Source organism: Planobispora longispora (assembly GCF_016863135.1).
Taxonomy (GTDB): Bacteria; Actinomycetota; Actinomycetes; order Streptosporangiales; family Streptosporangiaceae; genus Planobispora; species Planobispora longispora.
Genome location: NZ_BOOH01000001.1, coordinates 108,043 through 129,738 on the forward strand (window position 1 = coordinate 108,043; position 21,696 = coordinate 129,738).

General features: G+C 73.4%; 20 protein-coding genes. 7 read left to right on the forward strand and 13 right to left on the reverse strand.

Going from position 1 to position 21,696, the window contains the following annotated elements; genetic code table 11:
* The first annotated feature begins 132 nt into the window (after positions 1–132).
* On the forward strand, positions 133–1,419 hold the full coding sequence (locus Plo01_RS00470; RefSeq protein ID WP_203888418.1) for a sensor histidine kinase: 1,287 nt from the start codon (positions 133–135) through the stop codon (positions 1,417–1,419).
* A 35-nt stretch (positions 1,420–1,454) separates the two neighbouring features.
* Here the strand turns inward: Plo01_RS00470 and Plo01_RS00475 are convergent, their stop codons facing one another.
* From Plo01_RS00475 to Plo01_RS00485, 3 genes are all read right to left on the reverse strand, one after another.
* Positions 1,455–1,928 carry a hemerythrin domain-containing protein gene (locus Plo01_RS00475; protein WP_203888419.1) on the reverse strand — a complete coding sequence of 158 codons (474 nt, stop codon included), beginning with the start codon at positions 1,926–1,928 and terminating at the stop codon, positions 1,455–1,457.
* 44 nt (positions 1,929–1,972) lie between these two features.
* Positions 1,973–3,154, reverse strand: coding sequence for a zinc-dependent alcohol dehydrogenase (locus Plo01_RS00480; protein WP_203888420.1), 1,182 nt, complete (start codon positions 3,152–3,154; stop codon positions 1,973–1,975).
* A gap of 79 nt (positions 3,155–3,233) precedes the next feature.
* Positions 3,234–4,187 (reverse strand): LLM class F420-dependent oxidoreductase, encoded by a 954-nt coding sequence (locus tag Plo01_RS00485; RefSeq protein ID WP_203888421.1) that lies wholly within the window; start codon positions 4,185–4,187, stop codon positions 3,234–3,236.
* A 328-nt stretch (positions 4,188–4,515) separates the two neighbouring features.
* Here Plo01_RS00485 and Plo01_RS00490 point away from each other — a divergent pair, with 328 nt between their 5' ends.
* The 3 genes from Plo01_RS00490 (at position 4,516) to Plo01_RS00500 (ending at position 8,265) form a co-directional block, all read left to right on the forward strand.
* Positions 4,516–4,887 carry an STAS domain-containing protein gene (locus tag Plo01_RS00490; protein WP_203888422.1) on the forward strand — a complete coding sequence of 124 codons (372 nt, stop codon included), beginning with the start codon at positions 4,516–4,518 and terminating at the stop codon, positions 4,885–4,887.
* A gap of 54 nt (positions 4,888–4,941) precedes the next feature.
* Complete coding sequence (locus Plo01_RS00495) at positions 4,942–6,000, forward strand: NAD-dependent epimerase/dehydratase family protein (RefSeq protein WP_203888423.1); 1,059 nt, start codon at positions 4,942–4,944, stop codon at positions 5,998–6,000.
* A gap of 192 nt (positions 6,001–6,192) precedes the next feature.
* Entirely contained in the window at positions 6,193–8,265 is a 2,073-nt protein-coding gene (locus Plo01_RS00500; RefSeq protein WP_203888424.1) for a catalase, read from the forward strand.
* Positions 8,266–8,418: 153 nt separating this feature from the next.
* On the opposite strand, the gene Plo01_RS00505 is transcribed toward Plo01_RS00500, so the two are convergent.
* Positions 8,419–8,868, reverse strand: a complete 450-nt coding sequence (locus Plo01_RS00505) for a DUF4383 domain-containing protein (protein WP_203888425.1) — start codon at positions 8,866–8,868, stop codon at positions 8,419–8,421.
* 180 nt (positions 8,869–9,048) lie between these two features.
* Between Plo01_RS00505 and Plo01_RS00510 the strand changes: the two genes are divergently transcribed.
* Positions 9,049–10,053 (forward strand): DUF72 domain-containing protein, encoded by a 1,005-nt coding sequence (locus tag Plo01_RS00510; RefSeq protein ID WP_203888426.1) that lies wholly within the window; start codon positions 9,049–9,051, stop codon positions 10,051–10,053.
* Here the strand turns inward: Plo01_RS00510 and Plo01_RS00515 are convergent.
* From Plo01_RS00515 to Plo01_RS00555, 9 genes are read right to left on the reverse strand one after another with little or no spacing between them, the layout of a single operon-like run.
* Positions 10,019–10,987 carry a UDP-glucuronic acid decarboxylase family protein gene (locus Plo01_RS00515; RefSeq protein WP_203888427.1) on the reverse strand — a complete coding sequence of 323 codons (969 nt, stop codon included), beginning with the start codon at positions 10,985–10,987 and terminating at the stop codon, positions 10,019–10,021. The two genes, Plo01_RS00510 and Plo01_RS00515, sit on opposite strands and share 35 nt — an antisense overlap.
* Complete coding sequence (locus Plo01_RS00520; protein ID WP_239315713.1) at positions 10,984–12,006, reverse strand: glycosyltransferase family 9 protein; 1,023 nt, start codon at positions 12,004–12,006, stop codon at positions 10,984–10,986. The genes Plo01_RS00515 and Plo01_RS00520 overlap by 4 nt, the downstream gene beginning before the upstream one ends.
* Positions 11,997–12,677: an SDR family oxidoreductase gene (locus Plo01_RS00525; RefSeq protein ID WP_203888428.1), complete on the reverse strand. Its 681-nt coding sequence runs from the start codon at positions 12,675–12,677 to the stop codon at positions 11,997–11,999. The genes Plo01_RS00520 and Plo01_RS00525 overlap by 10 nt, the downstream gene beginning before the upstream one ends.
* 15 nt (positions 12,678–12,692) lie before the next feature.
* Positions 12,693–14,273, reverse strand: a complete 1,581-nt coding sequence (gene rfaE2, locus Plo01_RS00530) for a D-glycero-beta-D-manno-heptose 1-phosphate adenylyltransferase (protein ID WP_203888429.1) — start codon at positions 14,271–14,273, stop codon at positions 12,693–12,695.
* Entirely contained in the window at positions 14,273–14,917 is a 645-nt protein-coding gene (locus Plo01_RS00535; RefSeq protein ID WP_203888430.1) for a D-sedoheptulose-7-phosphate isomerase, read from the reverse strand. The genes rfaE2 and Plo01_RS00535 overlap by 1 nt, the downstream gene beginning before the upstream one ends.
* A gap of 3 nt (positions 14,918–14,920) precedes the next feature.
* On the reverse strand, positions 14,921–16,138 hold the full coding sequence (locus Plo01_RS00540; protein WP_203888431.1) for a glycosyltransferase: 1,218 nt from the start codon (positions 16,136–16,138) through the stop codon (positions 14,921–14,923).
* A complete protein-coding gene (locus Plo01_RS00545; RefSeq protein ID WP_239315714.1) occupies positions 16,135–17,226 on the reverse strand; it encodes a glycosyltransferase family 9 protein in 1,092 nt (363 codons plus the stop codon). Before Plo01_RS00545 ends, Plo01_RS00540 begins: the two co-directional genes overlap by 4 nt.
* A complete protein-coding gene (locus Plo01_RS00550; RefSeq protein ID WP_203888432.1) occupies positions 17,223–18,233 on the reverse strand; it encodes a glycosyltransferase family 2 protein in 1,011 nt (336 codons plus the stop codon). Before Plo01_RS00550 ends, Plo01_RS00545 begins: the two co-directional genes overlap by 4 nt.
* On the reverse strand, positions 18,230–19,870 hold the full coding sequence (locus Plo01_RS00555) for a carbamoyltransferase family protein (RefSeq protein WP_203888433.1): 1,641 nt from the start codon (positions 19,868–19,870) through the stop codon (positions 18,230–18,232). Before Plo01_RS00555 ends, Plo01_RS00550 begins: the two co-directional genes overlap by 4 nt.
* Before the next feature lie 213 nt (positions 19,871–20,083).
* On the opposite strand from Plo01_RS00555, the gene Plo01_RS00560 reads away from it, so the two are divergent.
* Positions 20,084–20,716: a D-glycero-alpha-D-manno-heptose-1,7-bisphosphate 7-phosphatase gene (locus Plo01_RS00560; RefSeq protein WP_203888434.1), complete on the forward strand. Its 633-nt coding sequence runs from the start codon at positions 20,084–20,086 to the stop codon at positions 20,714–20,716.
* The gene (locus Plo01_RS00565; protein ID WP_203888435.1) at positions 20,713–21,690 is read left to right on the forward strand and encodes a glycosyltransferase; all 978 of its coding nucleotides are present in this window, start codon (positions 20,713–20,715) and stop codon (positions 21,688–21,690) included. The genes Plo01_RS00560 and Plo01_RS00565 overlap by 4 nt, the downstream gene beginning before the upstream one ends.
* The last annotated feature ends 6 nt before the right edge of the window (positions 21,691–21,696 follow it).

A 21,696-nucleotide genomic window follows, 5' to 3' on the forward strand; every position in this document is an offset into this window, starting at 1 on the left:
CGGCGCGGCGGCGGGCCGCGGCCGTCCTGACCGCTCGTTTACCCTGCTCACGGGCGTGCCCTCCGCTCGCGGAAGGCTCCGGCGGGATACAAAGTGCCGCAGGAGGTCGCGGGGCGGCGGACAGGAGGTGGGATGGAGGGCAAACCGGTGCCGCCCGACGAGGGCGATCGGCTGCGCGAGCTGAAGGAACTGGGAGCGCTGGAGGCTCCGCTGGAACCGGATTTCCAGGCCATCTCCGAGCTGGCGGCGTACATCTGCCGCATGCCCATCGCGCTGGTCAACCTGCTGGGCAGGGACAAGCAGCACTTCCGCGGCCGTACCGGCATCGACTCTCCCGAACTGGACCGGTCGATCGGGTTCTGCCCGTACGTCGTCTCCGGCCGTCGGCTCCTGGAGGTCCCCGACGCGCTCGCCGATCCGCGTTTCCGGGACGACCCCCTGGTCGCCGGGGAACCGCACGTGCGCTACTACCTGGGCGTTCCGATGATCAGCGAGCGGGGCCACGCCCTGGGCACGGTGTGCGTGCTGGACTACCGTCCCCGGAAGCTGGACGCCGAGCAGCACGACGCCCTGCGCACCCTGGCCGCCCACGCCGGCGCGCTGCTGGAGCTGCACCACCACGCCCGCCAGGCCAGCGAGGTCGCCCGGCGCCTGCAGGACGTGGAGGAGCTCAAGCAGCAGTTCCTGCGCAGCGTCAACCACGAGCTGCGCACCCCGCTGACCTCGATCCGCAGCTACCTCCAGCTCATCCGGGACGGCGGGCTGGACTCGGGCACCGAGCGGAAGTTCCTGGGGGTGATCGAGCGCAACAGCGACCGCCTGCTGAACCTGCTGGACGAGCTGCTGCTCATGGCCAGCCTCAACGCCCACACCGCCGCCTTCACCCCGACCCGGGTCAACCTGTCCGTCATCGTCCGGCAGGCGGTCGAGACCTCCACCGCCAAGGCGGCCGGCAAGGACCAGGTCCTGCGCATCCACGCCCCGGCCGAGGTGGAGGCGTGGGCCGACAGCGGGCGGCTGCACCACGCGCTGGTCCACGTGCTGGACAACGCGGTCAAGTTCACCCCTTCCGGCGGGCGCATCGACGTCACGGTCACCGCCGAGCCGACGCCCGCCGTGGAGGTCCACGACACCGGGATCGGCATCGCGCCGCAGGACGTGGAGCACGTCTTCGAGGACTTCTACCGCGCCGCCGAGGCGGAGCTCCAGGCGATCGGCGGAACCGGAGTGGGCCTGTCCATCGTCCAGAAGATCATCCAGCTGCACGGCGGGAGGGTCCGGCTGAAGAGCAAGCCGCACGAGGGCACATGCGTGCGCATCACCCTGCCCGCTCCGCCTCCGGGGAGCGTCCCCGAACCGGACGTTCCCGCATCGCCGCCGGACTTCCCCGGGGCGCCGCCGGACTTCCCCGGGGCGTAGGGGGAGTCCGGCGGTCCGCGCTCCCGCCGCCCGGCCTACTGCTTGGCGCTCGGCACGGCCAGCGGCTCGTCCGGGGCCTTCCCCTTGGCCTTGGCCATCTGGTCGCTGAGCTCCTGGAGCCGGTTACGGCCCATCGCCTTGCGCACCTCGGGGAACCACTCGTTCTCCTCCTCCTCGACGTGGTGGCGGACGTTCTCCATGAGAACGGTGACCTTGGCGTCGAACCGCTCGTCCCGCGGGTCCAGGTTCTTGAGCTCCGACAACATCCACACCACCACGTGGTGCTCCTCGATGCTCTCCAGGACGTGCTCGGAGACCTCCGGCGCCTCCGCGCGGACGGTGGGGTAGAAGATCTCCTCCTCGATGTAGGTGTGCGCGGTCAGCTCCTCGATGATCTGGTCGACGAGCTTGCGCTTCTCGGCGTAGGCGTCCTCGCCCGCCTTCTCGAACTGCTTGAACAGCTTCTCGACGGTCTTGTGGTCTTCCTTCAGGAGCACGATGGCGTCCACGATGTTCCTCTCCTCGGGTCCCTTCTCGGGGGCCGTGTGCGAAATCAGGGATTGAGCAGGACCTTGACGGCCCCGTCGCGTTTCTTCTGGAAGATCTCGTAGCCGTGCGGGGCCTGCTCCAGGGGGAACCGGTGGGTGGCCAGGTCCATGACCCCGAGCGGGTCGGAGTCGTCGGTCACCAGCGGCATCAGGTCGTCGATCCAGCGCTTGACGTGGGCCTGGCCCATGCGCAGGGTGACGCCCTTGTCGAAGAGCCTGAGCATCGGCATCGGGTCGGCCATGCCGCCGTAGACGCCGCTGATCGAGATCGTGCCGCCGCGCCGCACGGTGTCGATGCACTGGTACAGGGCGGCCAGCCGGTCCACGCCCGCGTTCGTCATCAGCGGGGCGGCGATGGCGTCGGGCAGCAGACCGGTGAGCGTCTGGGTGAACTTGGCGACCGGTGAACCGTGCGCCTCCATGCCGACGGCGTCGATGACGGAGTCGGTGCCGCGGCCGCCGGTCAGCTCGCGGACCGCCTCGGGGACGTTGTCGGTCACCGAGGCGTCCAGCACCTCGACGCCGTGCCGGCGCGCCATCGCCAGCCGCTCCTGGACGCCGTCCACGCCGATCACCCGGTAGCCGAGGTGCTTGGCGATGCGGGCGGTCATCTGGCCGATCGGGCCGAGGCCGAAGACCGTGACGCTGCCGCCGTCGGGGATGTCGGCGTAGGCCACCGCCTGCCAGGAGGTGGGCAGCACGTCCGACAGGTAGACGAACCGCTCGTCGGGCGGGCCCTCGGGCACCTTGACGGGGCCGAACTGGGCCTGCGGGACCCGCAGGTACTCCGCCTGGCCGCCGGCGACCTCGCCGTACAGCTTGGTGTAGCCGAACAGGGCCGCGCCCATGCCGTGGTCGCGGACCTGGGTGGTCTCGCACTGGGCGTACAGCTTCATCCCGCACATGTGGCAGTGGCCGCAGGAGATGTTGAACGGGATGACGACCCGGTCACCGGGCTTGATGTGCCCGACGTCCGCGCCGACCTCCTGGACGATCCCCATCGGCTCGTGCCCGAGGATGTCGCCCGCCCCGATGAAGGGGCCCAGGACCTCGTACAGGTGCAGGTCGGAGCCGCAGATCGCGGTGGTGGTGACCTTGATGATCGCGTCGGTCGGCTCCTTGATCGCGGGGTCGGAGACCTCCTCGACCCGCACGTCGCGCTTTCCATGCCAGGTGACGGCCCTCATGGCCTGTCTCCTCTCCGATCCGATGAGCCCGAAAGGAGACCGTCTACCCGCCCCCGGGCGGGCAAACGGTCGCGAACGTTCAGCGCAGGCGGGGCAGGACCTGCTCGGCGTAGAAGTCGAAGAAGGCGTCCTGCTCCTCGCCGATCTGGCTGATGTAGACCTCGTCGAATCCGGCGTCGAGGTACTGCTTGATCGCCTGGACGTGGACCTCGGGGTCGGGCCCGCACGGCGAGCCCTTGCTGGCCTCCTCCTCGGTGACCATCTGCGCGAGCTGCTCGAAGTGCCGGGGGAGCGGGAGCAGCTGGGCCGCCTCGCCCTGGATGCCCTGGGTGGGCCAGAGCCGGTGCACGGTCTTGCGGGCGGTGGCCTCGTCGGCGGCGTAGCAGACCTTCAGGCCGCCCTGCACGGGCTTGCCCGACCCGCCCGAGGTGCGGAACTTCCCGACCATCTCCGCCGACGGGCCGGTGGTCATGTAGCCGTCGGCGACGCGCCCGGCCAGCTCCACCGACTTGTCCCCGAAACCGGACATGTAGATGGGGGGCGGCTCGTCGGGCAGCGTGTAGATGCGGGCGGTGTCGACGTCGTAGTGCTCGCCCCGGTGGGTCACGAGCTTGCCGCTCCACAGCTCCCGCATGATCTCGATGGCCTCTTCCAGCATCTCCAGGCGCTCCTCGGCCGGGGGCCAGCGGGAGTCGACGATGTGCTCGTTGAGCGCCTCACCGGTGCCGACGCCGAGCCGGAAGCGGCCGTCGGTCAGGACCGCGCTGGTGGCGGCGGCCTGGGCGATGATCACCGGGTGGATGCGGACCAGCGGGCAGGTGACCGCGGTGGTGATGGGCAGCGAGGTCGCCTCGGCGATGGCGCCGATCACCGACCAGACGAAGGGGCTCTGCCCCTGCTCGTCCAGCCAGGGGTGGAAGTGGTCGGAGATCCACAGGCCCTCGAACCCGGCCTGCTCGGCGAGCTTCGCCTGACGCACCAGCTCCTTGGGTCCGTGCTCCTCACTTGACAGGAAATATCCAAATTTGGCCACACTTACCTCCTTGGCGTGAGCTGCACGGACTTCTCCATACCCCTCGTGAAAAGGCCAAACAGACCACCCTCGCCGGGGCGGCTCCCCGGCGGCGCAGGCTTCCCCCTCGCCACACGTGGCCGCGCCCGTCCGCGATCCGGGCCGCTCCGCCGTCCCGCGATCGGCCCGCCGAGCCCGATAACCAGGGGATGAATCCCCTCGTATCACCCCATGACGGTCGCCCAACCTTGTGCCGCCACCACTCCAGGGGCGAGACTGGGGCCAGGCGCGTGGGCGGGCCCGGAGATGCCAGGACCCCGCGATCATGTCGCCGTTCTGGAGTTCACCCATGTCAATGGAGATCAGCAGGGAGCGCTGTAACGACTTCACCGTCATCACGATCATCGGAGAAGTCGACAAAACAGAGGAAGCCCTGCTCAGCGAGCAGATCGATGAGGCGTTCGCGGCCGATCGGCCACGCCTGCTCTTCGATCTGTCGTCCATGGACTTCATAGACTCGTCCGGTCTGCGGCTGCTGGTGCAGGCCTCCAGCAGGGCCCACCGCTGCGGCGGCACCTGCGCCCTGTGCTGCCTCAACCCCGTTCCACGCCGGATCATGCGGCTGACCGGCCTCGACGCCGCCTTCGACGTCTATCCCACACTCAAGGACGCTCTCGCCCAGCGGCGGGCCGAGAGCCTCGCCTCGGTCGACCTGGCCTGACCGCCTCACGCGACGGCCAGGATTCACCCGCCCCTCCCGGGGCATCGGGCTGGTATGCGTGTAACCATCGTCGGCGCGACCGGCAACGTGGGCACGAGTGTGGTCTCCTCCCTCGTGGCCGACAGCAGCGTCACATCCGTTCTCGGCCTCGCCCGCCGGCTGCCCGGCTGGCATCCGGAGAAGACCGAGTGGCGCGCCGTGGACGTCTCCACGGCCTCCACCGGCGACCTCGCCCCGCACTTCGAGGGCTCGGACGCGGTCGTCCACCTGGCCTGGCTCTTCCAGCCGACCCGGGACCCGGTGACGACCTGGCACGCCAACGTGCTGGGCAGCCTCCGGGTCTTCGCGGCGGCGGCCCGGGCCAAGGTCCCCGCCCTGGTGTACGGCTCCTCGGTCGGCGCCTACTCCCCCGGCCCGAAGGACCGCCCCGTCACCGAGGACTGGCCCACCCACGGCTGGCCCGGCGCCGCCTACGGGCGGGAGAAGGCCTACGTGGAGCGGGCGCTCGACTCCTTCGAGCGGGACCATCCGGACATCCGGGTGGTACGGCTCCGCCCCGGCTTCATCTTCAAGCGGGAGGCGGCGACCGAGCAGCGGAGGCTGTTCGGCGGGCCGTTCCTGCCGCAGCGGCTGATCAGGCCCGGCCTGATCCCCGTCGTCCCCGACATCCCCCGCCTCCGGTTCCAGGCGGTCCACGGCGACGACATCGGCGAGGCCTACCGCCTGGCGGTCACCGGACGGGACTCGGGCGCCTTCAACATCGCCGCGGGGCCGGTGATCGACCCCGCGACGCTGGCCGAGATCCTCGGCGCCCGCCGGCTGCCCGTCCCGGCCGGGCTGGTGCGGGGCGCCGCGGCCGCCGCCTGGCGCATGCGCCTGGTGCCCGCCGCCCCGGAGCTGTTCGACATGCTGCTCGCCATGCCGGTCATGGACTGTTCCCGGGCCCGTGACGAGCTCGGCTGGCGGCCCCGGCACTCCGCGGCCGACGCCCTCCGCGACCTGCTGGAGGGCCTGCGGACCGTGGCGGGCATGGACACCCCGCCGCTGTCCCCGGCGACCGGCGGTCCCGCGCGGGCCGGGGAGCTGGCCAGTGGAGTCGGCGCGCGGCCGTGACGCGGGAGAGCCTCCGGGGCCGCGGTGAGGTTCCGGGTCTCCCCGGACTCCCGGGCTCCCCGGCTTTCACGGGGAGCCTCCGGGCCCGGCGGCGGACGGGATCGGATCCCGGCTCTCCGTTTCTCCGGCGCCTGACGGGTATGCCGCCCGGTGGGCGGGGCTCTCCCGCCCGGACACGCACCAGGAGGCTCGATGTTCGGTGACGACCGCACGGACAAGGACAGGCAGCTGGACGACGCCCGGGTCGATTACCAAGACACCGCCCTGACCACCGATCAGGGCGCCAGGGTGGACGACACCGACAACTCGCTCCGGCCGGGCGAGCGCGGCCCGACGCTGATGGAGGACTTCCACTTCCGGGAGAAGCTCACCCACTTCGACCACGAACGCATCCCCGAGCGGGTGGTCCACGCGCGCGGCTCGGCCGCCCACGGCTACTTCGAGCCCTACGGCGACGGGCTGGCCGCCTTCACCCGCGCGCGGTTCCTCACCACGCCGGGCCTGCGGACCCCGGTCTTCGTCCGCTTCTCCACCGTCGCGGGCTCGCGGGGCTCGGCCGACACCGTCCGGGACGTGCGCGGCTTCGCGGTGAAGTTCTACACCGCCCAGGGCAACTTCGACCTGGTCGGCAACAACATCCCGGTCTTCTTCATCCAGGACGGGATCAAGTTCCCCGACTTCGTGCACGCGGTCAAGCCGGAGCCGCACAACGAGGTCCCGCAGGCGTCCTCGGCGCACGACACCCTGTGGGACTTCGTGCAGCTGCAGCCGGAGACCACCCACATGATGATGTGGCTGATGTCGGACCGCGCCCTCCCCCGCAGCTACCGGATGATGCAGGGGTTCGGCGTGCACACCTTCCGGCTGGTCGACGCCGAGGGCCGCGGCACCTTCGTGAAGTTCCACTGGAAGCCCAAGCTCGGCATCCACTCACTGGTCTGGGACGAGACCCAGAAGATCGCCGGCAAGGACCCCGACTTCAACCGGAAGGACCTGTGGGAGGCGATCGAGACCGGGAACTTCCCCGAGTGGGAGCTCGGCGTGCAGCTCGTGGCCGAGGAGGACGAGCACTCCTTCGACTTCGACCTGCTCGACGCCACGAAGATCATCCCTGAGGAGCTGGTCCCGGTCCAGCCGGTCGGGCGCCTGGTGCTCAACCGCAACCCGGACAACTTCTTCGCCGAGACCGAGCAGGTCGCCTTCCACATCGGCAACGTCGTGCCCGGCATCGACTTCACCAACGACCCGCTGCTGCAGGCGCGGCTCTTCTCCTATCTCGACACCCAGCTCATCCGGCTCGGCGGGCCGAACTTCTCGCAGATCCCGATCAACCGGCCGCTGGCCGAGGTGCGCAACCACCACCGCGACGGCTACCACCAGATGATCATCCCTCGGGGCCGGGCGAGCTACCATCCCAACTCCACCGGCGGGGGCTGCCCGGCGGTCGGCGGGGCGGACGCCTACACGCACTTCCAGGAGCGGGTGGACGGCCACAAGATCCGCCGGCGCAGCACGAGCTTCGCCGACCACTACAGCCAGGCGACCCTGTTCTGGAACAGCATGTCCTCCTGGGAGAAGGCGCACATCGTCGCGGCCTTCCGGTTCGAGCTCGGCAGGGTCGTCGACCCGCGCATCCGCGAGGGCGTGGTCCGCAACCTCCGCAACGTCGACCACGAGCTGGCCTCCCTGGTCGCCGCGGGTCTCGGGGCCGCTCCCCCGGCCGAGGCCGCCGTGCCCAACCACGGCCGCAGTTCCCCCGCGCTCAGCCAGGACCACGCACCCGTCCGGAGCGTCGCCACCCGGAAGATCGCGATCCTGGTGGCCGACGGGGTCGACGCCGACCAGGTGAAGACCGCGCAGACGGCGCTCACCTCCATGGGCGCGCTGTGCGACGTGCTGGGCCCGCGGGGCGGCGCCGTACGGGGCTCGGACGACACGCCGGTCCCGGTGACCCACGCGCTGACCACCATGGCCTCGGTGCTCTACGACGCCGTGCTGGTCCCCGGGGGGCAGGAGGCGGCGCGGGCGCTGAGCATGGACGGGGAGGCCGTGCACTACGTCGCCGAGGCGTTCAAGCACTGCAAGGCCATAGGGGTCCTCGGCGAGGCGGCGCTGCTGCTGGAGACCGCCCGGATCGGGCCCGGCCCGCACCCGGGCGTGGTCGTCGGGACCGGCGACGACGTCAAGGGGTTCACGGAGTCCTTCGGCGCCGCGGTCGCCGCCCACCGTCATCACGGGCGCGCGGTGGAGAGCGTCCCCGCCTGAGCCGGAGATCCTGGGCGGGAGATCCTGGGCGGCGCCCGGAGAGAATCCCCGCCTGCCGCTGGAACGCCTGGATATGCCCGGACATGCGAGGAGGGGTCCCCCTCAGTAGGACCCCTCCCGTTATGTTCGCGAATCGCGAGCGCTCGGAAGCGCTCAGATCCGCGTGGTGACGGCGCCGCGGCCGAGCAGGAAGCCCAGCGCGGCCATGCCCAGGCCGAGAACCAGGTGGAGCCAGTTGTCCGCGGCGTTGAACGGGACGAAGTTGGCGCCGCTGTCGTGCGGGACGAACATGCCGTACAGCCACAGCAGCAGGTAGACCACCCCGCCGACGATGAGGAAGTTACGGGCGCCCGTCCAGGTGCGGGAGAGCGCGATACCCGCCACACCGAACAGCAGATGCACGATGTTGTGCAGGATGGACACCTCGAAGATCCCGAGGAGCAGCGCGTCCGACTGGTGTCCGGCGAAGGTGATCTCGTCGAGGTTCGTGGTCACACCGGGGATGAACCCGAGAACTCCGACGAGCAGGAACACCGCGCCGACGATCAGTGCGGCGAGCTGTACCGGCGACCGGGTGGTCGCGTGCGGGCGTGAAGCGTTCATGACGCCTCCTCTATATGCGGCAGACTCTGGGTAAATCCCGCTACCCGGCGAGAACCCGGATAGTCATCGGACGGCGAGTCATCGATCAACAGAAGTGAAACGAGTCGCCGCGGGAGGTCCCGGGGGACCGGATGCGGCGCCCGGAGGTGACACGGCCGCCCGTCCGGGCAGGGACCCCGCATGGCAGCGTCCGCCCAGACAGCACGCCCCGCCCCGACGGCGCGGCCCGCCCGGAGCCCGTCCGCCCCCGGGACGGGAGTCCTCGTCGGCACGGCCTCCTGGACCGACCGGTCGCTGCTCGACTCGGGCTGGTACCCCGACGACGTCTCGACGCCCGCCGGGCGGCTGGCCTACTACGCGTCGCGCTTCCCCCTGGTGGAGGTGGACGCCACCTACTACCACCCCCCGTCGCGCAGGACCGTGGAGTCCTGGCGGGACCGCACCCCCGCGGGATTCGTCTTCAACATCAAGGCGTTCTCCCTCCTCACCGGGCACCCCACCCGGGTGGCCTCCCTCTACAAGGACCTGCGGGAGACGCTCGGCGACCCCGGCGGGACCGGCAACGTCTACGCGCGCGACCTGGACCCGGAGATCGTCGAGGAAGTGTGGCGGCGTTTCCTCGACACGCTCGCCCCGCTGCACGAGGCGGGCAAACTGGGCGCCGTCCTGCTGCAGTTCCCGCCGTGGTTCCCCGCCGGTGAGCGCAACCGGCGGCATGTCCTGGAGTGCGTACGGCGCTGCGCCCCCTTCCGCGCCTGCGTGGAGTTCCGCAACCGCACCTGGATGGAGGAGGACGGCCGGGAACGCACGCTCGACTTCCTCGCCTCGCACGACATCCCCTACGTCAGCGTCGACATGCCGCAGGGCCACCCGTCCTCGATCCCCCCGGTCCTGGCCGCCACCGCCGACCTGGCCGTGGTCCGCTTCCACGGCCATTCGGAGAAGTGGACCTCCAAGAAGATCGAGGAACGGTTCGCCTACCTCTACTCGGAGGCCGAGCTGGAGCACTGGGCGGGCCGGCTCCGCGCGTTCTCGCGCGAGGCGGAGACCGTGCACGTCCTCATGAACAACTGCTGCCGCGACAACGCCCAGCGCAACGCCGCCCGGATGGCGGAGCTCCTCGGCGACCTCGCCGCGGAGGAGACGGGCCCTAACGACCGGCCACGGCCTGCGGCGTCTCGCTGAGCTTGTCGGTGAACCACGCGATGGTGCGGCGCAGCCCGTCGGCGATCTCCACCTGCGGGCGCCAGCCCAGCCGGGAGGCGGCCAGGGAGGTGTCCGGGCGGCGCACGGCCGGGTCGTCGGCGGGCCGGTCGATGAACTCGATCGGCGAGGACGATCCGGTCAGGTCGCGGATGGTCTCGGCCAGGGCGAGCATGGTCAGCTCCGCCGGGTTGCCGATGTTGACCGGGCCCGCGAAGTCGCTGCCGGCCAGGGCGAGGACGCCCTCCACCGTGTCGGTCACGTAGCAGATGGAGCGGGTCTGGCTCCCGTCGCCGGTCACCGTCATCGGCTCACCGGACAGCGCCTGGCGGATGAAGGTGGGGATGGCCCGGCCGTCGTGGGGGCGCATCCGCGGCCCGTAGGTGTTGAAGATCCGCACGATCGCCGTGTCGGTGCCGTGGGAGTTGCGGTAGGCGGTGGTCAGCGACTCGGCGAACCGTTTGGCCTCGTCGTAGACGCTGCGCGGGCCGACCGGGTTGACGTTGCCCCAGTACTCCTCCCGCTGCGGGTGCTCCAGCGGGTCGCCGTACACCTCGCTGGTGGAGGCGAGCACGAACCGGGCGCCCTTCTCCCGGGCCAGGCCGAGGGCGTGCAGCGTGCCGAGGCTGCCCACCTTGAGCGTCTCGATCGGGTGGCGCAGGTAGTCGACCGGGGACGCGGCGGAGGCGAAGTGGAGCACCAGGTCGACCTCGCCGGGCACGTGGACGAACCCGGTGAGGTCGCATTCGACGAGCCGGAAGGAGGGCTCGCCCATCAGGTGGGCGACGTTGTCCGGCGAGCCGGTGAGGAAGTTGTCCATGCAGATCACCTCCGTCCCCCGCGCCACCAGCCGCTCACACAGGTACGAGCCGAGGAATCCGGCCCCTCCGGTCACCACCGCACGCCGTGCGCTCATCGCACGCTCACCTCCGTCAGTTTCAGGGCCGCGTCGAGGACCTCGGGAACGTCGATCCGGAGCAGCCCGGGATCGGGTTGTCCGCCATGGGGGTCGCCGGACCACCCCGCCCACAGGGCGATGTGCGGCCCGTCGGGCGGCGGGCCCCACAGGGCGGGCGACACCGGCCCGAACAGCACCACGGACGGCGTGCCGTACGCGCTCGCCAGGTGGGCCACGCCCGTGTCGCCGCAGACGAGCAGCCGGGCGCCGGTCAGCAGCGCGGCCAGCTCCCGCAGCCCGGTGCGCCCGGCGAGCACGTTCTCCCCGGGCAGGCGGGCCAGGTGCGCCACCCGCAGGGCGAGTTCCCGCTCGGCCGGGCCGCCGGTGACCACCACGTCGTGCCCGGCCGCGCGCAGCTCGGCGGCGACCCGGGCGAACCGCTCCGGCGGCCACCGCCTGGCCGGGTGGGCGGCGCCGGGATGGATCACGACCGGCCCCGTGCGCGCGCCCGCCGTGCCGCCGGCGGCGCCGTCCGTGCCGTCCGGGACGGCCAGGCGCAGGTCGGCGGGGTCGGCCGGGATGCCGTACCAGCCGAGCAGATCGCACCAGCGCCGGACCTCGTGCGCGTCGGCCCGCCACGCCGGGCCCGGCGTCCCGGGGAAGTCCGGGTGGGCGTGGGTGAGGAGCCGTCCGGCGCCGGTACGGCACAGCGCCCCGACGCTCTGCGGGCCCCGGCCGTGCAGGTTGACCGCGATGTCGGGGGCCGGGAGGCCGGGGGCGGGCACGGGCACCGGTCCCGGCCCGGAGACGTCCAGCAGCTCGTCGACCGCGCCGATCAGCGGGAGCAGTTCGGCCAGGGCGGCCGGGGCGGCCAGCACGATCCGGTGCCCGGGACAGGCCCGCCGCAACGCCCGCAGCGCGGGAACCGCGGTGAGCAGGTCCCCGAGCGCGAGCCCGCGCAGCACCAGCAGGACGGGACGACCGTCCCCGCGGGCGTCCCCCGGATCTCCGGCGCGCGGCACTCCCGTCACGGCCACGACGTCTCCGTGGAGGAGCAGACGAGCAGCTCCCTGATCTCGCACCCCGCGGGCTGGCCGAGGGCGAAGACGACGGTCGCGGCCACGTCCTCCGGTCTGTTGAGCCGGGCGTCGGGGCCCGGCCTGTACTGCTCGTCGCGGTCGTCGAAGAAGTGGGTGTCCATGCCCCCCGGGATCAACAGCGTCACCCCCACCCGGCCGGCCAGCTCGGCGGCGAGCGCCCGGGTGAAGCCGACCACCCCGAACTTGGAGGCGCAGTAGGCGGTGGCGTCGCTCAGCGCCCGCAGGCCGAGGGTGGAGGCGCAGGTCACGACCCGTCCCCGGGAGGCCGTCAGGTACGGCAGCGCCGCGCGGACCACCGAGACGGTGCCGAACAGGTTGACCTGCACCACCCGCTCCCACCGGTCGGCGGAGACGTCGGCCAGGCGCCCGCAGGCGTCGATGCCCGCGGCGGTGACGACGCCGTCCAGCCCGCCGGCCCGCTCCGCCAGCTCGGCGACGGCCCGCTCGGCCTGCGCGCGGTCGGACAGGTCGGCGAGCACGTGCTCCACCTCGAGGTCGGGCGCGTTGACGTCGATCACCAGCGGCCGCCCGCCCGCCTTGGCCACCGCCTCGGCGGTGGCCCGGCCCAGACCGGAGGCGCCACCGGTGATCAGGATGTTTCCGAGCATGGGCGCTCCTCTTCCTCACAGGGCCGCGCGGGCCGCGGCGATCAGGTTCGTGGTGGACTGGCCGGGGACGAGGGGAAGGATCACGATCTCTCCCCCGGCCCGGTGCACGGCCTCCGCCTCCGGCAGGTCGGCCTCGGTGTAGTCGCCCCCCTTGACCCACACGTCGGGCCGGAGCGTCTCGATCACCGCCGTGGGGGTGCTCTCGTCGAAGACGACGACGTCGTCCACGCACTCCAGCGCGCGCAGCACCTGGACCCGGTCCTCCTCGCTGACGACGGGCCGGCCCGGTCCCTTGAGGCCGCGGACGGACTCGTCGGAGTTGAGACAGACGATCAGCGCGTCGCCCAGGGCGCGTGCCCGGCGCAGCAGGCTGACGTGGCCCGCGTGCAGCAGGTCGAAGCACCCGCCGGTGGCCACCAGCCGCCCGCGCGCGGCGCGGACGGCCTCGCCGAGCTCCAGCGGGGTCCGCGGCCGGTCGTCCAGCTCCGGCGCGAGGAAGCGGCGGCGGCCCGCTCCCTCCGCGGTGAGCCCCTCTCCGGCCGGGCGCCGGTCGCCCCCCGCGGTGAGCTTCTCTCCGGCCGGGCGCCGGTCGCCCTCCGCGGTGAGCCGCCCGCCCGGCCGGGAGACGGACAGCCGGACCGCGGCCGCTCCCCCGCTCTCCACGAAGCGGGTGGCCGCGCCGACGGCCTCCCCGACGGCCTCCTCGGGCGAGGCGCCCTCGCGCAGGGCGAGCGCGGCGGCCCCGGCGAACCGGTCGCCCGCGCCGCAGGCGTCCGGCCCGGTCACCGGGAACGGCGGGGGCACCCGCACGGACCGGCCGCCCCGGCGCGCCACCTCGGCGCCCCTGTCGCCGAGGGTGACGGCCACGGCCTCGGCGTCCAGGTCGCGCACCAGCCGCCGGGCCGTCTGCTCGGGGGTGAGGGCCGGGACCGCGCACAGCAGGCGGGCCTCCGCCTCGCTCGGCGTGACGAGCGCGCACCCGGGGACGGGGGCGCGGCCGCGCGGGTGCGGGTCCCAGACGACCGGCGCGGCGGTCTCCGCCAGCGCGTCCCGCAGGGCCTCCGCCGTCCCGAGGCCGTAGTCGGAGACCAGGACGGCGCCCGCGCTCCTGATCACCGCGGCGGCCCGCAGCGTCTCCTGGCCGCCGGGCCGGACCCGGCGCCACCGTTCTCCGCCCCGCCGGTCCCCCTCCAGCCGTTCTCCGTCCCGCCGGTCCCCGTCCCATCGCGGGCCGGCCGCCGCCCGGCCGTCGCCGGTGTCGAGGCGCAGCAGCGTCTGGCCGCGCGCCCGGATCCTGGTCTTGGTCACGGTGCCGCCGTCCAGCGGGAGCCGTACCGTCTCCACCCGGCCGGCGAGCAGCTCCCGCAGGCACGATCCGGCCTCGTCGTCACCGGCCGCGGTGACCAGGACGACTTCGGCGCCCGCTCCGGCCGCGGCGGCCAGCAGGGCGGCCAGGCCCGCGCCGCCGGGGCGGCGGTGCTCGCGGGCACGGGTCACGACGGGGACGGGCGCGTCGGGGCAGAGCCGTTCCGCCTCGCCCTCGACGTCCACGTCGAGCAGGGTGTCGCCGACGACGACGAGCGGTCCGGGTCTCATCAGCACGTTCCTTCCAGCACGTCCCCGGCCTCCTCGGCGCGCGCCCTTCCTCCGGGGTCCCCGGCCGTGTCCTCGTGCGCCTCCTCCAGCGCGTCCCCGCACGCCTCCTCCAGCGCGGCGCAGAGCATGTGGATCACGGCGAGGTGCACCTCCTGGACGGTCGCGGTGTCCCCGGCCGCGACCGGCAGGGCGTCGTCGCACAACTCGGCGAGCGGGTTGGGCGCCGGGCCGGTCAGCGCCCAGGTGGTGACGCCGGCCTCGCGGGCGGCCATCGCGGCGGCCAGGACGTTCGGGCTGGTCCCGCTGGTGGACAGGCACAGCAGGACGTCTCCGGGGCGGCCGTGCGCCCGCACCTGGCGCGCGTACACCTCCTCGATGCCGAAGTCGTTGCCGATCGCGGTCACGGACGAGGTGTCGGCGTGCAACGGGATCGCCGCGTACGGCCTCCGGTCGGCGCGGAAGCGGCCGACCAGCTCGGCGGTCAGATGCTGGGCCTCCGCGGCGGAGCCGCCGTTGCCGCAGGCCAGGAGCCTTCCGCCGCCGGTGAGGACGGCCGCGAGCTTGCGGCCCCATACGGAGATCGTCGGAGTGTCGGAGTCCACCGCGGCGAGCGCGGCGCTCAGGCGGGACAGGTGTGGGTGCATGGTTCAGCCTCCTGCCGTGGCGGCGATCCGGTTCTGGTCGGGGGTCGCCTGACCGGCGATCACGTCGAGGTAGACGGCTTCGGTCCGCTCGGCGACGCGGGGCCAGCCGTACCGGGACCGGGCGCGGCGCTCACCGGCCTCGCCCATGGCCGCGCGCGTCTCCGGGCGGGCCAGCAGGTCGCGCAGCACCCGGGCCAGGGCGCGGGGCCGGCGGGGCGGGACCAGGGTCCCGCAGCCCGCCACGGTGTCGAGGTGGCCGCCGACGGCGGAGGCGACGACGGGGATCCCGCAGGCCATGGCCTCCAGCGGCACGATGCCGAACGGCTCGTACCACGGGACGCTGACCACCACGTCGGCGGAGCGCATCAGGGCGGGCACGTCGGCGCGGTCGACGCTGCCGAGCAGCTTCACCCGCTCGGCGATGCCGTGCGCGGCGGCCAGGCCGGCCAGTCTCCGGGCCTCCTCGTCGTCCGGCGTGCCCCCGGCGATCAGCAGCTCGGTGTCGGGCAGGTGGCGCACGGCCTCGACGAGGGTGCCGACGCCCTTGCGGGGGACCATGCGGCCGATGCTGAGGACGCGGTGCCGCCACCCGCGAGGGGCTGCGGGACCCTCGGGGCGGAAGTGGGTCAGATCGACACCGCAGGGCACGACCGCGACGCGCTCGGCGGGCACGCCCATCGCCAGCAGCTCGTTCACCTCGTCGGCGCACGTGGCCACGACGGCCTGCGCCCGCCGTCCGATGTCCGCCTCGAGGGCGGTCCGTTCGGGCGGGCTGGTGTCCGCCGTCCCCTGCCAGCGGCGCTTGACCGTGCCCAGGGCGTGGAAGGTCTGCAGGACCGGCACGCCGCCGCCCCGGAGATCCCGCGCGGCCTTCAGCGCGGCCAGGCCGCTCATCCAGAAGTGGGCGTGCGCCACGTGGGGCCGCCACGCGGCCCAGCGCCGCCGCAGATGGGCGGCGAAGGCGGGCATGTACGGCAGCAGCATGTCCTTGGGGACGGGCACGGGCGGCCCGGCCGGGACGTGCTCGACGGTCACCCCGGGGTGGAGGGCGACGGCGGCGGGCAGGTCGCGGCGGTCGCGCCGGGTGTACACGACCACCTCGTGCCCGCGGTCGGCCAGGGCCGCCGCCAGGGCGGCGACGTGGACGTTCTGCCCTCCCGCGTCGACTCCGCCGATGGCGGCCAGCGGATTGGCGTGTTCGGATATCAGGGCGATCCTCATACGGCTGCCTCCTGGGGTACGGCCAGGCGGCGGACGGCCTCGGCGACCCGCTCGCCCGGTACGGACGACAGACAGGGGTGGCCGGGGACCGGGCAGATCCTGGCCCTGGTGCCCCGGCACGGGGCGTGCTGGTCTCCGAGGACCACCCGGGGGACGCCGTACGGCGCCCAGCGGGCGGCCGGGACGACGGGCGCGAACAGGCTGACCACGGGGGTGCCGACCGCCGCGGCCAGGTGGGCGGGGCCGGTGTTGGCCGCGACGACCACGCTCGCCCCGGCCAGGACCGCGGCGAGCTCGGCCATGGTCGTCGCGCCGCCCAGGTCCGTCACGGTCCCCGGGGATCCCGGTCCGCCGGCCGCCGCGGCGGCGATCCGCCCGGTCAGCTCCTTCTCCCCGGGACTGCCGGTCACCATGACCCGCCGGCCCCCGGCCGACAGCCTCCGCACCAGGTCGGCCCAGTTCTCGGCGGGCCAGGCCCGGGCGGGCGCGGAGACGCCGGGGTGCACGACCACGTAGCCGGGCGGCCCGGTCAGGTGGCCGGCCTCGGGCAGCGGACGCCGCACGGCGAGCCCGCCGCCGTCGCCGGGCGGCAGGTCGAACCCGGCCGCCCTGGCCAGGGCGAGCATGCGCTCGGCCTCGGGCACGTCCACGTCCTCGTCCACGACCCGGCGCAGGTCGAGCAGGGAGCCCGGGTAGTCGTTGCTGATCGCGGAGATCCTGGGCACGCCCGCGAGCCGGAGCAGCAGCGCCAGCGGGAGCGGCGACTGGTGGAAGGAGGTCAGGATGAGCGCCTGGTCCGGGGCCGTCTCGCGGACGGCCCGCAGCAGCCGTGCGGTGTGCGCGCCGGTCACCGGCGGCGGTTCGGCGTCGATCCACGGCGTGCGCCACTCGATCACGCGGGACACGCCGGGCAGCAGCTCGCCCGCGGCCCGGCCGTGCGGGCCGGCCAGCAGGACGACCTCGCGCGCCCGAGCGGCGACCGCCCGGATCGCCGGGCCGGCCAGCAGGACGTCGCCCGCGTTGTCGAGGCGCGCGACCAGCACGGTGCCCGCGGACTCCGCCGCGGGCACCGGCGCGGAAGCGGTCACCGGCGGACCCGGAGCTCGCCCCGGAGGCGGTGCGCACAGGCCACCGGCGGAATGAGCGCGCTTGTGACCGCCATCCGCCGGATCTCCTCCTTCGTGCGCGGTCCCGGGGCGATGCGCGCCCAGGCGAACTCGGCGGTGAGCAGTGCCCACACCGCGCCCGCCGCCGCGGCGGCGCCCCGGCGTCCCGCCAGTCCCGCCCCGATCGCCAGCAGGCCCGCGCCGGTGGTGACGGCGTGGCGGCGCAGCCGGCCGGGCGCGCCGCCGAGGGCGGCCCGCCAGCCGGGTCCGTGGACGCGCCGCATCAGCGCGTCGTCGGCGTTGCCCCGCTGGAAGCGCACGCTGGCCCAGAACCCGTCGTCGCGGACCGGGTGCCGGGTGACGCGTTCACCGCGCACCAGCCGGTAGCCCGCCGCCCGCACGCGCAGCGCGAGGTCGGCGTCCTCCCGGTAGGCGCGGGGGAAGCGTTCGTCGAACCCGCCGACCCGCTCCAGCGCGGCCCGCCGGTACGCCATGTCCGCGGTGATCCACTCGGCGGTCGCCAGGCCCGCGGTGTTGCGCTCGGCGTCGGTGGGCGGGCGGTCGATCGGGAGCGGGACCTCGATGCGGCCCTGGCTGCCGCCCACGTCAGCGGGGAGGTTGTCCAGGTCGGCGCGGACCGCCTTGTCCCAGCCCGCCTCGGGGATCACGTCGTCGTCGAGGAAGACGACCCAGGGGGTCCCGGCCGCGCGCCAGCCGACGTTCCTGGCGGCGGCGGGTCCCCGTCCTCCGGATCGCAGGACCTTGACCCGGCCGCCCGCCGCGCGCAGCGCGCCGAGGACGTCCACGTCGCGTTCCACCGAGGCCACCCCCGTCAGGAGCGGGCCGTCCACCGAGGGTTCGGGCAGGGGATCGACGACGAGCTCGCCCGGGCGGTCGTCGACCACGACGACCTCGGTCTTCGGGTCGATCGCCGCGAGGGTCGCGGCGAGGGTGGGGCGGCCGATCGTCGGGATGACCACAGTGATCATGATGCGAACACCTGCCCCCGCCGGATCAGGTACGGCCCGAGCACGAGCAGGTCCACCGGGGCCGAGCCGAAGCACTCCAGCGCGTCCCTGGGGTCGTCGACCATGGGCCGCCCGGCCGTGTTGAGGCTGGTGTTGACCACGACCGGCAGGCCGGTCCTGGCCTCGAACTCCTCCAGCGTCCTGGCCATCAGCGGGTCGCCGGCCCGGTCGATGGTCTGGATCCTGGCGGTGCCGTCGACGTGCACGACGGCCGGGATGCGCTCGCGCCACTCCGGCCGCACGTCGTGGACGAAGAGCATGTAGGGGCTGGGGATCGGGCCGCGTTCGAAGATCTCTCCGGCGCGCTCGGCGAGCACCATCGGGGCGATGGGGCGGAACTGCTCGCGTCCCTTGACGTCGTTGAGCCGCTCGGTGTTGGCGGGCCGGCCGGGGTGGGCCAGCAGGGAGCGGCGGCCGAGGGCGCGCGGGCCGTACTCGCTCCGTCCCTGGAACCAGGCGACGATCCGGTCGGCGGCCAGCTCGGCGGCGACCGCGGCGGCCAGGTCGCGGGGGCGCTCGTACGGCACCCGCGCCACGTCCAGCCAGGCGGCCAGCTCCTCGTCGCTCCAGCCGCGGCCGAGGTCGGCGCCGGGCATCGGCGCGGCCGGCTCGCCGGCGGCCTGGGCCAGGTGGAGGGCGCCGCCGAGCGCGGTGCCCGCGTCACCCGCGGCGGGCTGCACCCAGATCTCCTCGAACGGTCCCTCGGCCAGCAGCCGCGTGTTGGCGACGCAGTTGAGCGCCACTCCCCCGGCCATGGTCAGGCAGCGCTCGCCGGTGCGGTCGTGCAGCCAGCGGGCGAGGTCGAGCAGGACCTCCTCCAGCCGCTTCTGCACGCTGGCGGCGAGGTCGGCGTGGTCGGCCGACCAGGTCTCGCCCTTGCTCAGGGCCTTGGCGTACCCGCCCCAGTCGATCGGCTCGACGCGGAACCCGCCGTCGCCGGTGGCGTAGATCAGCTCGCGCAGCTCTCCCAGGAAGCGGGGCTCGCCGTAGGAGGCCAGGGCCATGACCTTGTACTCGTCGCTGGAGCGCAGGAAGCCCAGGTGCTCGGTGACCTCCTCGTACATCAGCCCGAGGGAGTGCGGCAGCTCCTGGGTGGCCAGGACGGTCAGCTCGCCGCCGGCGTAGCGCCCGGCCAGGTGGGAGACCGCCTCGCCGCGGCCGTCGCAGACCAGCACCGCCGAGTTCCGGTACGGCGCGGCCAGCCCCGCGGAGGCCGCGTGCGCGACGTGGTGGGGGACGTAGCGGACCTGCGCGGGGTCGAGGCCGGGAAGGACGGTCGAGAGGAAGGCGGGCGCCCGGTGGGCGTAGGTCGTGCGCAGGTCCTCCCAGCGCTCGTCGAGGCCCCGCTGGCCGGGCCGGACGAGCGCGGGATCGTAGGAGTAGGCGACGGCGTCGAGGTCCTCGGGACGCAGGCCGGCCTGCTTCAGGCACCAGGCGGCGGCCTGGTCGGGTAACTCCCAGGCGGAGAAGGGGACAGGGCGTTTACCGTGCTTGCGACGGCTGAACCTTTCTTCTTCGGCGGCGGCGACCACTTCGCCGTCCATTACAAGTGCCGCCGCCGGGTCATGGAAGATCGCGTTTAACCCCAGAAAGTTCATGATTTTCCCTCCCGCTGATGCCTAACCACTACCGAGAGAAGCGCTTCTCAAACACTTCTCTCCCGTAGAAGTGCAGCTAGGAGACCTGTCATCTGCGAGTTGTCACTGTAAGTAGTTTTCTGGGGATTAACCTTCGGGCGTCCGGGTAGCGGATTAAGTCGGTGAACAATCCCTCCGGAGGTGCTCGTGCCGCACGGGAAGCGACCCGCCGCCGTGCTTTTTGACCGGGATGGAACAATCATTTACGACATCCCTTACAACAATCGCCCCGAACTCGTCGAGCCGGTTTCCGGGAGCCGCGCCGCGATAGACCGGGTCCGCCGGGCCGGGGTGCCGGTCGGGGTGGTCACCAACCAGTCCGGCGTGGCCCGGGGCCTGATCGGCGCCGAGGAGCTGGAGCGGGTCAACGCCCGCGTCGAGGAGCTGCTCGGGCCGTTCGACGTGTGGGCGGTGTGCCCGCACGGCGAGACGGACGGGTGCGCGTGCCGCAAGCCCGCCCCCGGGCTGGTCCTGCGCGCGGCCGAGGCGCTCGGCGTGGACGCCCGCGACTGCGTGGTGATCGGCGACATCGGCAGGGACGTCGAGGCGGCCCGCGCGGCCGGGGCCCGGGGCATCCTGGTGCCGACGGAGGTGACGCTCCCCGGGGAGGTCGCCGCCGCCGGGGAGGTCGCCGCCGACCTCGCCGCCGCGGTGGCCCTCGCCCTCGGCGAGGCCCCGGAGTCCGATCCCCCCGGGCGCGATCTCCCCGAGCACACTCCCTCCGAGCGCGGTCTCCCCGAGCACGCCCCCGCGAGCCGCGTGGCGCCCGCCGCCGGAACCCTCCTGGCCCGGAAGGTGACGCGATGAGAATTCTGGTCTGGCACGTGCACGGGTCCTGGATGACCTCGTTCGTGCACGGCGCCCACGACTACCTGGTGCCCGTGCTCCCCGACCGGGGTCCCGACGGGCGCGGCCGGGCGCGGACCTACCCGTGGCCGGAGGCCGCGCGCGAGGTCCCGGCCGACCTGCTCCGCGACGAGGACGTGGATCTGGTCGTGCTGCAGCGTCCCGACGAGATCGAGCTGGCCGCCGAGTGGCTGGGCCGCCGTCCCGGCCAGGACGTGCCCGCCGTCTACGTCGAGCACAACACTCCCAAGGGGGACGTTCCTGCCACCCTGCACCCGCTGGCCGAACGCGACGACATCCCCGTGATCCACGTGACCCACTTCAACAACCTGTTCTGGGACTGCGGCCGGGCCCCCGCCCGCGTGATCGAGCACGGCGTCGTCGACCCCGGCCCCCTCTACACCGGCGAGCTGCCCCGGGCGGGCGTCGTGGTCAACGAGCCGATCCGGCGCGAGCGGGTCGCGGGCACCGACCTGCTGCCCGCGTTCGCCGAGGAGGCGCCGCTGGACGTGTTCGGCATGAAGGTCACCGGCCTGCCGGACCACCTGGGCGTCCCGCTGGGCGTCTTCGAGGATCTGCCGCAGGCGCGCATGCACGCCGAGCTGGCCAGGCGGCGCGTCTACCTGCACCCCTACCGGTGGACCTCGCTCGGCCTCTCCCTGATCGAGGCCATGATGATCGGCATGCCGGTGGTGGCGCTGGCGGCCACCGAGGCCGTGGAGGCGGTGCCCCCGGAGGCGGGCGTGGTCTCCACCCGCGTCTCGGTGCTCGCCGCCGCCCTGGACGCCTTCGTGGGCGAGCCGGAGCTGGCGCGGCAGGTCGGCAAAACCGCCCGCGCCGCCGCACTCTCCCGCTACGGTCTGGACAGGTTCCTGGGCGACTGGGACCGTCTGCTCACCGAGATCATCGAAGGGGGACCGGCGATCTCCATGTGATTCCCG